6 protein-coding genes are annotated in these 13,331 nt (G+C 73.5%); 2 read left to right on the forward strand and 4 right to left on the reverse strand.

The window, feature by feature from the left end; genetic code table 11:
* Nucleotides 1-8,205, reverse strand: a complete 8,205-nt coding sequence (locus LZ604_RS17420; protein WP_234516123.1) for a type I polyketide synthase — start codon at nucleotides 8,203-8,205, stop codon at nucleotides 1-3.
* 121 nt (nucleotides 8,206-8,326) lie between these two features.
* Here LZ604_RS17420 and LZ604_RS17425 point away from each other — a divergent pair, with 121 nt between their 5' ends.
* Entirely contained in the window at nucleotides 8,327-10,297 is a 1,971-nt protein-coding gene (locus LZ604_RS17425; RefSeq protein WP_234516125.1) for a cellulase family glycosylhydrolase, read from the forward strand.
* Here the strand turns inward: LZ604_RS17425 and LZ604_RS17430 are convergent.
* Entirely contained in the window at nucleotides 10,194-11,447 is a 1,254-nt protein-coding gene (locus tag LZ604_RS17430) for a YncE family protein (protein ID WP_234516127.1), read from the reverse strand. The genes LZ604_RS17425 and LZ604_RS17430 overlap by 104 nt on opposite strands.
* Nucleotides 11,448-11,597: 150 nt before the next feature.
* On the opposite strand from LZ604_RS17430, the gene LZ604_RS17435 reads away from it, so the two are divergent.
* Nucleotides 11,598-12,257, forward strand: coding sequence for a TetR/AcrR family transcriptional regulator (locus LZ604_RS17435; RefSeq protein ID WP_234516128.1), 660 nt, complete (start codon nucleotides 11,598-11,600; stop codon nucleotides 12,255-12,257).
* A 34-nt stretch (nucleotides 12,258-12,291) separates the two neighbouring features.
* Here the strand turns inward: LZ604_RS17435 and LZ604_RS17440 are convergent, their stop codons facing one another.
* Together LZ604_RS17440 and LZ604_RS17445 are read right to left on the reverse strand one after the other, a co-directional pair.
* On the reverse strand, nucleotides 12,292-12,633 hold the full coding sequence (locus LZ604_RS17440; protein WP_234516129.1) for a hypothetical protein: 342 nt from the start codon (nucleotides 12,631-12,633) through the stop codon (nucleotides 12,292-12,294).
* On the reverse strand, nucleotides 12,630-13,331 hold a 702-nt coding region (locus LZ604_RS17445; protein ID WP_234516130.1), incomplete at its 5' end, for a cytochrome c oxidase subunit I. The genes LZ604_RS17440 and LZ604_RS17445, both read right to left, overlap by 4 nt.

The raw sequence follows: 13,331 nt of genomic DNA on the forward strand, positions 1-13,331 counted from the left end.
TCACCGGCCGAGCGATCCGGTCCAGTCGCGGATCGCCCGCGCCGTCGTGGCCGCGTGGTCCTCCAGCAGGCTGAGATGGGTGCCGGGAAGGTCGACCGTGTCATGGGCACCGGGCCAGTCCGACCGCCACCGATCCGGCATGCCCGGCAGCGGCCGTGTGGCCCGTACCAGCAGCGTGGGCACGTCCGTCGGCTCCGGCTGCCAGCCGCGGAACATCCGGGTGTACGCGCCCAGCGACAACAGGGTCAGCTCGTCCACCGCGGTGTCGAACCGCTCGCCCGCCTCGACCGCTAGCCGGGCGGGCAGGGCCAGCAGCCAGGGCTCGGCCTCCCGGTCCGGGGTGATGTGGTACGGGTCCAGCAGGACGAGCCCCGCGGGGGGAGTGCCCCGTTCCGCCAGACGTGTGGTCACCGCGTGTGCGGCGGAGGCGCCCATGGAGTGGCCCACGACCACGAACGGACGGTCGCCGAGATGCTGCCGCACGGTCGTGGCGTGCAGTGCGGTCAGCGTCGGCAGGTCCCGCGCGACCGCGTCCCCGTGGTCGATGCCCGGGTGCCGCACCTCGAACACGTCCCGCTCGCCGTCGAAGCGGGCGGCGACCCCTCCGTGCCAGGACCGGCCCAGGTGGGGGGCGAAGCCGGGAACGCACACGAGCGCCGGGCCGCCCGGTCCCGCGGCCGGGCGCAGCGGGGCGAGCGCGTGCCGGGCGGCCTCGTCCGTGCCGAACGCGGGTGCCCCGAGGGAGGCGGTGACCAGCAGGTGCATCGCCGAGACGACGTCTCCCGTCGCGCAGACCCGCCGGTACAGGGCCGGCAGGGACTGGACGGCCCGGCGGCCGCGCGTCGGCTGCCCGCACGGCGCCGGAGCGGGCGGGGACGGCACGGAGGCGGACGGAGCCGCTTCCGCGCCACCGCCGTCCGGCTCGTCCCGGTCGGTTGCCGTGCCGCCGTCCGGCTCGCCCCGGTCGGTTGCCGTGCCGCCGTCCGGCTCGTCCCGGTCGGTTGCCGTGCCGCCGTCCGGCTCGTCCCGGTCGGTTGCCGTGCCGCCGTCCGGCTCGTCTCGGTCGGTTGCCGTGCCGCCGTCCGGCTCGTCTCGGTCGGTTGCCGTGCCGCCGTCCGGCTCGTCTCGGTCGGTCGCCGCGCCCCGTTCCGGCTCCCCGCCGTCGCCCGCCACCGGTTCCGGCAGCGCCCCGCTCAACTCCGCGTGCAGATGGCCGGCGAGCTCCTCCACGCCCGGCCGGTCGTACGCGACGGTCGCCGCCAGTGGTACGCCGGTCAGCAGGACCAGCCGGTTGCGCAGCAGCACACTCGTCAACGAGTCGAAGCCGAGTTCCGAAAAGCCCCGGTCGACCGCGCTTGCGTCCGGGTGCCCGAGCACGGCGGCGGCCTCCGCGCGGACCAGCCCCCGCAGGGCGGGCAGCCGTTCGGGCGCGGGCAGCGCCGCCAGCCGCCGTCGCCAGGACCCCGCCTCACCGTCCGGCTCGGCACCCCCGGCCGTGGAACCCGACCGGGCCACCGGCCGGACGGGACGGACGAGCCCCCGCAACGGCGGGGGAACCGGGGCCTGGGCCGCGTTCCCCGGCGAGCGCTCCAGCGGCAGCGGCGCGAGGACGGGTGCCTCGCCGCCCAGCGCCGCATCGAACAACGCCAGGCCTTGTTCCGGGGTGACCGCGCGCACGTCGGATCCGCGGAGCCGGCCGGTGCGGGCCGCCATCCCGTCCTCGTCGGCCCATGGTCCCCACACCAGCGAGAGGGCCGGCAGACCGAGGGCGGCGCGGTGCAGGGCGAGGGCGTCCAGGAAGGAGTTGGCCGCCGCGTAGTTGGCCTGCCCCGGGTTGCCCAGCAGACCGGCGGCCGAGGAGAACAGCACGAACCGTTCCAGCGGCAGGCCCTTCGTCAGCTCGTGCAGGTGCCAGGCCGCGTCGGCTTTCGGCCGCAGCACCGCAGCCAGCCGCTCGGGCGTCATCGCCTCCAGCACACCGTCGTCGATCACCCCGGCCGTGTGCACCACGGCGCTGAGGCCGGGCCCGAACTCACCTACCACAGCGGCCAGTTCGTCCCGATCGGCGACGTCGCACGCGACCGGGTCCACACGGGCGCCCGCCTGTTCCAGCTCGGACCGCAGCGCCCGGGCACCCGGTGCGGCCGGGCCACGGCGGCTCAGGAGGACGAGGTGCCGTACACCGTGCCGGGTGACCAGGTGCCGGGCCAGCAGTCCGCCCAGGGCACCGGTACCGCCGGTGATCAGGACGGTGCCCGTGCCGAGCGAGCCACCCGTCGGCGACGGTGGGCCGGGCACCAGCCGCGGAATGCTCACCGTGCCCCCGTGGACGGCGAGTTGGGGTTCACCGGTGGCCACGGCCGCGGGCAGCAGCCGGAGAGACTCCGGCCGGTCGTCCACGTCCACGAGGGTGAGGCGGCCCGGATACTCCGTCTGCGCGGCCCGTACCAGTCCCGCCACCGTGGCGGCGGCCAGGTCCGGCGTCCGCGCCGTGGCGCCGCGCGTCACCACCACGAGCCGCCCGGTACCCGAGAGTTCCGTCCGCAGCAGCTCCAAGGCCCGTACGGCGAGGTCCCGCGCGGCCGCGGCCGGGTCGGTGTCCCCGGCGGCGGGGGCGCACAGCGTGGCCACGACCGCCTGAGGGGAGTCCGCGGCCGGCAGCACCGCGCCGAGGCCCAGGTCGTCGGCGTCCGTCACGGCCAGGGCGGTCCCCTCGGAGGGGACCGGAACGCCCGCCCACCGCAGGCGGTACAGCTCGACGGCCGGGGCGGCCAGGGCCGTCGGGACCGGACGTGTGGTCAGCGACTCCAGTGTGGCCACGGCCGCGCCGTAAGGGTCGGCGAGGTCCACGGCGACCGTGTCCGGGCCGCTCGTCCTGACGCGCACCCGCAGTGCCGTCGCACCGGTGGCGTGCAGCGTCATGCCCTGCCAGGCGAAGGGCATCCGGGCCGCACCGGAAGGCGGTTCGGCCAGCAGCACGGCATGCAGAGCGGCATCCAGCAGCGCCGGATGCAGCAAGTGGCGCCGGGCTTGGTCCACCGGCACCGGGCCGACCTCCGCGAACAGCTCACCGTCCCGCCGCCACAGGGACGTGACGCCCCGGAACGCCGGACCGTACGCATGACCCGCGGCGGCCAGCCGCTCGTAGGCACCGCCGAGGTCCACGGGCGTGGCATCCGGCGGTGGCCAGCTGCCGAGAGCTGCAGCGTCCTCCCGGGCGCCGGGGGCGGCCGGGCCGAGGCGCCCGGTCGCGTGATGCGTCCAGGAACCCAGCGCGCCGGACGCCTCGGGCCGCGCGTACACGTCCACCGTGCGGCGCCCGGCGCCGTCCGGCTCTCCCACGGCCACCTGGACCTGGACCCGCTCCCGGTCCCATGCGGGCAGGGGCAGCGGCGCCAGCAGGGCGAGGTCCTCCAGGACGCCGAGGCCGCATGCGTCGCCTGCCGTCAGCGCCAGGTCGGCGAAGGCGGCGCCCGGTACGAGAGCCCGGCCCGCCACCACGTGGTCGCGCAGCCACGGCTGGTTCGCTCCGGAGAGCAGACCGGTGCACAGCAGCCGCTCCGTGTCCGGCACGGTGACCGTCTGCGTCAGCAGTGCGTGAGCGTGATGCTCCGCGGGCGCGGCGGCAGGGGCGTCCAGCCAGTAGCGCCGGCGCTGGAACGGATAGGTCGGCAGCTCGACCCGCCGGGCGCCGCTGCCCTCGTACACCTGCCGCCAGTCGACCTGCAGCCCATGGACGTGGAGCCGGCCCAGCGCGGCGAGCAGCGTCCGCGGCTCGGGCTCCGTGCCGCCGGGCCGGGTGGTGGCCGTGAACAGCAGCCTTTCGCCGGCCTCACCGAGGCCCGCCACGGCCTGGGAGGTGAGCTGCGCGTCCGGGCCGGCCTCGGCGAACGCGGTCACCCGTCCCTCGTGCGCGAGCCACCGCACGGCGTCGGCGAACCGCACGGCCTCGCGGGCATGCCGGACCCAGTACGCCGCCGACCGCAGTTCGTCCCCGGTGGCCGGGCGTCCGGTCAGCCCCGACACCACCGGTATTCGCGGTATCCCGTACGCCAACCTGGCCGCGACGTCGCCGAACTCGGCGAGCATCGGCTCCATCAGAGGGGAGTGGAAGGCGTGGCGGACCCGCAGCCGGGCGGTGCGCCGGCCTCGCAGGGCGAACCGCTCCGCGAGCGCCAGTACGGGCCCATGGGCGCCGGAGACGACCACCGCGCGGGGGCCGTTGACCGCCGCGACCGCGACGCCGTCGGTCAGCTCGCGCCTCACCTCCTCCTCGGTGGCGTCCAGAGCCACCATGGCGCCGCCCTCCGGCAGCCGGCTCATCAGCCGGCCGCGGGCCGCCACCAGTTCGACGGCGTCCGCCTCGGACAGCACGCCCGCGGCATGGGCCGCGGCGAGCTCGCCGACCGAGTGCCCGGCCAGGACGTCGGGCCGTACGCCCCATGACTCCAGCAGCCGGAAGACCGCCACCTCGTGGACGAACAGGGCTGCTTGCGCGAAATCGGTACGGTCCAGCAGCGGCTCGTCCTGCGCCGTCCACACAACCGAGCGCAACGGCCGCTCCAGGTGTGCGTCGAACCGCTCGCACAGCGCGTCGAAGGCCGTCGCGAACACCGGGAACGCGTGGTACAGCTCCCGTCCCATGGCGGGCCGTTGGGCGCCCTGTCCGGGGAACAGCAGAGCCAGCCTCCCGGCCGCCGCCCGGTGCGCCCGCGGCGCACCGGGCGACGCGAGCGCGTCCAGGGCGGCGAGCAGAGTCGCCCGGTCGTCGGCGGGTACGGCGGCCCGGTGCGGGAGTGCGGCCCGCGCGGTGGCATGCGTGAACGCCACGTCCAGTGGGGTGAGTTCAGGCCTGTCGCGCAGCACGGCCGCCGTTCGCGCGGCCTGCGCCCGCAGCGCGGCGGGGCTCGCGCCCGACAGCAGCAGCGGGGGTGTCGCGCCCGGGCGGCGCAGGGCGGCCGCGTGCGCGTCGGCCGCGGCCGGGGTTCTCCCGGTGACGGCGGCCGGGCTCTCCTCGGCCTGTTCCAGGATCACATGCGCGTTCGTGCCGCCGATCCCGAACGCCGACACGCCGGCCCGCCTGGGACTCCCCGGGGCCGGGCGCCAGGGTTGCTCCCGTGTCAGCAGCCGTACGGTCCCCGACGACCAGTCGACCCCGGCCGAGGGCTCGTCGGCGTGGAGGGTGCGCGGCAGACGTCCGTGCCGCATCGCGAGGACGGTCTTGATGACGCCGCCGACACCGGCCGCGGCCTGCGTGTGCCCCAGGTTCGACTTCAAGGACCCCAGCCACAGGGGACGTTCGGGGGACCGGTCCGCGCCGTACGCGGCGAGCAGTGCCCGCGCCTCGATCGGATCGCCGAGCGCGGTGCCCGTACCGTGCGCTTCCACGGCGTCCACGTCCGTCGGGGACAGCCCCGCGTCCGCGAGTGCCGCCCGGATCACCCGCTGCTGCGCCGGACCGTGGGGCGCGGTCAGCCCGTTGGAGGCGCCGTCGGAGTTGACGGCCGAGCCGCGCAGCACGGCCAGCACCGGATGCCCGTTGCGCCGTGCGTCGGACAGCCGCTCCAGCAGGACCAGGCCGACGCCCTCCGCCCAGGCGGTCCCGTCGGCGGCGGCGGAGAAGGGCTTGCACCGGCCGTCCGGCGCCAGCCCCCGCAGCCTGCTGAAGGCGACGAACGGGGCGGGGGTGGCCATGACGGTCGCCCCTCCGGCGACCGCCAGGGAGCACTCGCCGTTCCGCAGGGCCCGTGCGGCGGTGTGCATCGCCACCAGCGAGGACGAGCAGGCGGTGTCCACGGTCACGGCGGGACCGCTGAGACCCAGGGTGTACGCGATCCGGCCGGAGGCGACGCTGCCCGCCGAGCCGAGGGCGAGATGGGCCTCCAGCTCGTGCCCGCCACCGTGCAGCAGGCGGCCGGCGTAGTCGTCGTGCATCACACCGACGAAGACTCCCGTGTCGCTTCCGTGCAGCCCTGACGGGTCGAGTCCCGCCCGCTCCAGCAGCTCCCACGCGGTCTCCAGGAGCAGACGCTGCTGCGGATCGGTCGCCAGTGCCTCGCGGGGCGACATCCCGAAGAGGTCCGCGTCGAAATCGGCCGCTCCCTCCAGGAAGCCGCCCCGGCGGGTGAGCGAGGTGCCGGGACGGTCCGGATCGGGGTCGTACAGCTCCGCCACGTTCCAGCCTCGGTCGGCGGGGAAGTCCGAGGTGGCGTCGGTGCCGTCGGTGAGCAGCCGCCACAGGTCCTCGGGGGAGGCCACACCCCCCGGAAAGCGGCAGGCCATGGACACCACGGCGATCGGGTCCCGGGGTTCGGGAAGCGTCCAGCCCCCCGTCGGGCGCGCGGGCCAGGGGTCCGTCTCGCCGCGCAGCGCCCCGTGTACCAGCGCCGCCACGGCGGCGGGCGTGGGATGGTCGAACACCAGCGTCGCGGGCAGGTCCAGGCCCGTCGCGGCGCGGAGCCGGTCGCGCAGCAGTACACCGGCGAGCGAGGTGAGCCCGAGCGCGGTGAAGGGGAGATCGGGATCCAGGGCGTCCGCGGATACGTCCGTGGTCCGTGCGGTCTCCTCGCGGACGAGCTGCAGGATGGCGTCGGGTGTCTGCGCGAGGCGTTCGCGCAGCGCGGCCGAGGCGGCCGTGCGCTGCGCGGCCATCCGCCGGTCCAGCCGGCCGGCGAGTTCCGTGCGGGCGATCTTGCCGGACGGGGTGCGCGGAACGGCGGCTGCCTCGAGGATCGCGTCGGGCACTTTGAAGGCGGCCAGCCGTCCCCGGCAGTCGGCGAGCGCCCCTTCCGCGTCGAAGCCGCCCGGTGCGGGGACCACGAGGGCGACCGGCACCTCGCCCAGCACGTCGTGCGGCCGGCCGACGACGGCCGCGTCGGCGATGTCGGAGCGGTCGAGCAGCACCTGCTCCACCTCGGACGGGTTGATGTTCTGGCCGCCGCGGATGATGAGCTCCTTGACGCGGCCGGTGACGCGCAGGCGGCCGCCCGTCAACCGCCGGCCGAGGTCCCCGGTGCGGTACCAGCCGTCGGTGAACGCCTCGGCGGTGGCCTCGGGCCGGTTGTGGTAACCGGTCATCAAGGCCGGGCCGCGGACCCAGATCTCGCCCTCCTCGCCGTCGGGGATCTCGGCACCGGTGGCGGGATCCGCCAGCCGTACCGCCAGCCCGGGCAGGGGCGGGCCGCTGGAGTCGTCGTCGGGGGACCCGTCGAGCCGGTTGACCGCGATCTTCCCGCAGGTCTCCGTGGAGCCGTAGCCGTCCAGCAGGGGAGCGCCCAGCGCCCGCACGACGGCCGCGCGCAGCCGAGGCGGGCACGGGGCGCCCGCGGTCACGCACAGCCGGAGCGAGGAGGCCGGGGTGGCCTCCCGCTCCGGTGCCGACTCCAGCAGCAGCCGGTAGGTGGCGGGCACTCCGGCCAGGACCGTGAACGGCTGCGCGGCCAGCGCCCGGCGTACATCCGCCCCCCGGTCGAGCAGGTGGGCGCTCGCGCCGACCGAGACCACGCCCAGCAGACACAGGGAGTGGGCGTAGCAGTGGAACATCGGCAGCGGCCATAGCAGCCGGTCGTCCTCGCTCAGCCCGTAGGCCGGGACATAGGCCGCGGCCACCGACCACAGGGCGGAGCGCTGAGTGGAGACCACGCCCTTGCTCCTGCCGGTGGTGCCCGAGGTGTAGTGGATCCAGGCCGGCTCGTCCAGCCCCAGGTCGTCCAAGGGGTCGAGCCCCGGGCCGGTCCCGGCGAGCTCCTCGAACGGGAGGGCGCCGGCGGGGGATCCGGCGGGGAGGGTGCCCGCGCCGACGACCACCACGCGCAGTCCCGGCCGGTCCGCGGCCTGCGGGGCGACCCGCGGCAGCAGCGCCTCCTCGGTGACGATCGCCACCGCACCGCTGTCGTCGAGGAAGTACGCCAACTCGTCATCCGTCGCCGCGGGGTCGAGCGGCACGCCGATCGCGCCTGCCCGCAGCACGCCGAGACAGCTCTCCACCAGCTCCACGCGGTTGCCCAGATGGATCGCGACCCGATCCCCGCGCCCCACTCCCAGGCGAGTGAGGTGCCCCGCCAGCCGGCCGGTGCGCTCCTCCAACTCCCCGTAGGTCACGGCCCGTACGGCGTCCCGGTAGGCGGTCTTGCGCCCCCGCCGGGCCGCGTGCTCCCGGAGCGTGCCCGGCAGCGCACGGAGCAGCCCGCCCTGGAAATCCGTCATCCCCACCCCTTCGATCACGGACCTGCGCTCGGCAACGGTACGTCAGCCGAACAGCGTGTTCCTCGCCGCCGCGCCCGTGCGGCGCCGGGTGTTGACGTGATGCATCCCCCGCCCGATTGTGATGTACATGGCAAAGCTGCGCGTACGTCTGCTCGGCGTTCTCGTGTCGCTCACCGGCCTGCTCGCGGCGACGGGCGGACGGCCCGTCGCCGCCGCCTCTCCTCCCGGCTCCCTCTGGTTCGACGCCCCGGCGTCCGCCGCCCTCGTCGTCCGGGACGGCCGCCTCGTCGACGGCCTCGGCCGCGAGGTCGTGCTGCGCGGCTACAACGTCTCCGGCGAGACCAAGCTGGAGGAGAACGGCGGACTGCCCTTCGCCTCGGTCGCCGACGCCAGGACGTCCGCGGCCGCGGTGCGCGCCCTGGGCGGCGGCAACACGGTCCGCTTCCTGCTCTCCTGGGCCCACGCCGAGCCCGTCCGCGGCCAGGCCGACATGGCCTATCTCGCCGCGGTCACCGACCAGATGCGGGCGTTCCTCGACGCCGGCATCCGTGTCCTGCCCGACTTCCACCAGGACCTCCACTCCCGCCACCTCTTCGGCGAGGGGAGCTGGTACACCGGCGACGGCGCGCCCGAGTGGGTCGTGGGCTCCGGGAGTTACCCCGCGGAGTCCTGCGGTATCTGCTTCTTCTGGGGCCAGAACATCACCCAGAACCAGGCGGTGACGAGGGCGTCGTACGACTTCTGGCACAACGCGTACGGTGTACAGGACGCCTTCCTCGCCACCGCCGGGAAGACCATGGCGTATCTCGCGCGGCACCTGACGGACGACGAGTTCGCACGGGTCGTCGGCTTCGACCCCTACAACGAGCCCTACGCGGGCGGATACGACTCCGGGGAGACCAGCCGCACCTGGGAGCGGAACGTGCTCTGGCCGTTCTACGCCCGGTTCCGAACGCGCATGGACTCGGCCGGGTGGCAGGACAAGCCGGCCTTCGTGGAGCCCAACCTCTTCTGGAACGCCAACATCTCCTTCCAGCGGCAGAAGGGAGGACTCCTCGACGCGGGCACGATCGGACCGCGGTACGTCCTCAACACCCACTTCTACGACCAGAAGGCCGTCTCGGGCGTTCTGATGTGGGGCAAGGCGGGGGACGGGCAGTACGCGGGCGACTTCGGCACCGTGCGCGACCGGGCCGCCGCCCTGGGCACGGCCGCCTTCCTCAGCGAGTTCGGCCATCCGCTCTCCGGCCCGGTCTCCGACAAGGCGCCCACCGTGGTGAAGGCGATGTACCAGGCCCTCGATTCCCGTCTGCCGGGCACGCGTTGGTGGAGGGAACCGATGAACTCCGGGCCGGTGCTGTCCGGCACGCAGTGGCAGTGGGACCTCTACAGCGGCCGGCACCGCGAGCTGATGAACGGCAACCCCGGCAAAGTGCTCACCACGGGCGACGCCTGGAACGGCGAGGACCTCTCCGCCGTCGCCCTCGACGACTCGGGCTCCCCGGTCCTGCGCCAGGACGCCCGGCTGCTGGACCGGCTCTACCCGAGCGCCACCGCCGGGACGGCGCTCGCCTTCACCTACGAGGACCGGTCCCGCGACGGTTCGACCACCCTGACCTGGAATCCGGTACCGGGCTCGCTGCCCCACGTGGCGCGGCTGGTGGGCTCGGGCCAGTACGGGGTCCTGGTCTGGCGCTCGAACGGCTCCGCCGCGCCCACGGAGCTGCATCTGCCCGCCTCCTTCCCACCCTCGTCCACCACGGTGGTCTCCGACCTCGGCACCGCGGCGGGACTGCCCGCCCCCACCGGGCAGGCTCCGATCGCCGTGGCGGACGAACCCGGTGGCACGGGCGGCAAGCGGCTTCTGCTGACCGCGTGCGACACCGGGTCCGTGCACTACGCGCTGATCACGAACGGGGCGACGGCTCCGTCCACGTCCCTGCTGAGCGCGGCGCGGGTGGAGCTGTCGGCGTGGGTGGCGAAGGAGATCAGCCGGCCGACGGACCCGTCCAGTCCGCGGGGACGTGCGCCAGGCGCACCCGCTGCGGGTGATCGCCGACCGGAACCGAGGCGGTCTTCTCGCCCGTCGTGAAGTCGATCGCGGTGACCTTGTCCGCGCCGCTCTCCGAGATGACGCAGTCCTTGCCGTCCCCGCTCACGGTCGCCCAGTAGGGCTTGGCGGCGGTGACGAGCGGGCCCTGCTGGAGGGTGGCGCGGTCGACGACGGTCGCGTAGTCGTCCATCGTCCCCGCGACGCACAGCTTCGTGCCGGACGGGTTCATCGAAATGCCGTGGTGGCGCGAGTCGTTGACCCACGTGGTGCGGTCCTCGCTGGTCGCCGGGTTCTTCGGCAGGGTCTTCACCCGGGTGATCCGGTCGGCGGCCACGTCGTACTCCAGGAAGCCGTTGAAGAACGACACCTGGAAGTAGAGCCTGGACTCGTCGGGGGAGAAGACGGCGGGGCGTACGGCGTCGGAGAAGTCCTTGAGGCCGATGGCGTCCAGTCGGCTCCGCATGTCGATGACCTTGACCTGCTTGAAGGTGGCCGCGTCCACGACCGTGATGTGTCGGTCGCCCTTCGTCCAGTCCCACGCCGGGTCGTCGAGCGAGGTCGTGACGTCGCCGATGGCCATGTTCCAGATGTACTTGCCGTCCTTGGTGAAGATGTTCTCGTGGGGCTTGTCTCCGGTGGCGAACGAGCCCAGCTCCTTCCCGGTGCCGATGTCGAGGACGTGCACCTTGCCCGCGGTGGAGGCGGAGACCGCGACCCTGGTGCCGTCGGGGGAGACCGCCATGTGGTCGGCGCGGTAACCGGCCACCGGGAAACGCCAGTTGATCCTGCCGGTGGTCAGGTCGATGGACACGACGTCGGCGAAGCTCGGCCGGGAGACCACCATCGACCTGCCGTCCGGAGTGGAGTACATGTCGTCGACGAACTGGTCGTGCCCCTCGCCGACGCTGTTGCGGATGGCCGTGAAGTAGATCCATTTGATGGGGTCGGCGTCGATCTCCGCCAGGCGCTCGGCCTTGTCGGGGATCACGTTGACGCGGCCGATCCTCGCGAAGTCGCCGCTCGATTCGATGACGTCGGCGGTGCCGTCCCAGTTGTTGCCCACGAACATCACCTCACGCAGCGCGGCGGAGGGGGAGTCCTGTGCGGAGACCGCCGTCGCCGTCCCGCCGGTGGTCAGGGCGAGGACGGTGGTGAGGGCGAGCAGGTACCGGGGTCTGAAGGCAGGCATGGTGGGGTCCCTGTCGTCGATGGAATCTGAATACGCCTACGTTCACAGTGACTTACTGGAAAGTAAGAAGGGGGCGGCCTCATCACAAGACTCTGCGCGGGACAAAATTGACGAGAGGCGAACAGACCATCGAATGACGCGGGGGAGTGCGTGGCGGGCAGACTGAGACAGCCGACGGGCCGCTACGGCGGCAAGTCGGCCGAGGAGCGGCAGGCCGAGCGGCGCCGGCGGTTCCTGGACGCCGCGCTTCGGCTCTTCGGCGACAGCCCCGGCTTCCGGGGCACCACCGTCGCGGCGCTGAGCGAGGCGGCGGGGCTCTCGACACGCCAGTTCTACGAGGAGTTCCACACCCTCGAGGACGTCCTGGCCGCCCTGCATCTGGAGGTCAACGACTGGGCGGAACAGGCGGCGGCCGTCGCCCTCGCGCGCGCCCGCGACCTGCCGCTCGCCGAGCGCGCCGCCGCCGTCTTCGGGGCGTACGCGGCCAACGTCACCTCCGATCCACGCCGTATCCGGATCACCTTCGTCGAGATCATCGGTGTCAGCCCGCGGCTGGAGGAGCAGCGGCTGGCACGCCGGTCCCGATGGGTGGAGTTCATCTGTGCCGAGGCCGCCCTGGCCGCCGAGCGCGGCGAGGCCGCGCCGCGCGACTACCGGATCGCGGCCACGGCGTTCATCGGCAGCGTCAACGGCCTGCTGCACGACTGGCGGGCCGGGTGGGTCGACGCGACCCTCGACGAGATCGTGGACGAACTGGTCCGGCAGCTGCTCGCGATCCTCAGGCCGGTGGGGTGGTCGCCGGGCGACTGAGCGACCACCCGGTATCGCGCCGCACATGACACCGCTAGACGCTGACGCCGGTCAGCAGGGCGGCCGCGACACACAGCGCCGCGCCGAGCAGCCAGCCAGTGCAGAGCCTGCGGCGCAGGGCACGGTATCTGTACTCGTACTCGGCGCGCAGTTCCGTGCCGCGCCGCGCGGTGTGCTGCCAGGAGCGGCGGGCGAGAGCCAGATACTCCTGGGTGAAACACTCCTCGAGTTCCTCCCGCTGGGTGTCGGTGAGCCAGACCAGACGACCGGTGAGACGCTCCGCGGCGGCGCGGCCCTCCGAGACCGCGGCCTGGAGCAGCAGATGCCCCTCGACCTCGCTGATCAGCACGCTCGCGTCCACCGGACGGTCCGTCACCGTGGAATCCTCTCGGGGTGGTGCAGGTCGAACGCCGGGGACTCGGAGCGGATCCGCGGCAGGGACACGAAGTTGTGCCGTGGCGGCGGGCAGGAAGTCGCCCACTCCAGCGAGCGGCCGTAGCCCCAGGGATCGTCGGTACGCACCGGCTTGCCGTACTTGGCGGTCTTCCACACGTTGTAGAGGAACGGCAGGAACGACAGACCGAGCACGAACGAGAAGATCGTGGAGACCGTGTTGAGCGTGGTGAAGCCCTCCACCGCGAGATAGTCCGGGATGCGGCGCTGCATTCCGTTCGCGCCCAGCCAGTGCTGCACCAGGAACGTGCCGTGGAAACCGGTGAACAGCGTCCAGAAAGTGATCTTCCCGAGCCGCTCGTCGAGCATCTTGCCGGTGAACTTCGGCCACCAGAAGTGGAAGCCGGAGAACATCGCGAACACCACGGTGCCGAAGATGACGTAGTGGAAGTGCGCGACCACGAAGTACGAGTCGGACACCGCGAAGTCCATCGGCGGGGACGCCAGGATGACACCGGTCAGACCGCCGAAGGTGAAGGTGACCAGAAAACCCGTGGCCCACAGCATGGGTGTCTCGAAGGACAGCGAGCCCAGCCACATGGTGCCGATCCAGTTGAAGAACTTCACGCCGGTCGGTACGGCGATGAGGAACGTCATGAAGGAGAAGAACGGCAGCAGCAC

The organism is Streptomyces glomeratus, assembly GCF_021462825.1.
Taxonomy (GTDB): domain Bacteria; phylum Actinomycetota; class Actinomycetes; order Streptomycetales; family Streptomycetaceae; genus Streptomyces; species Streptomyces glomeratus.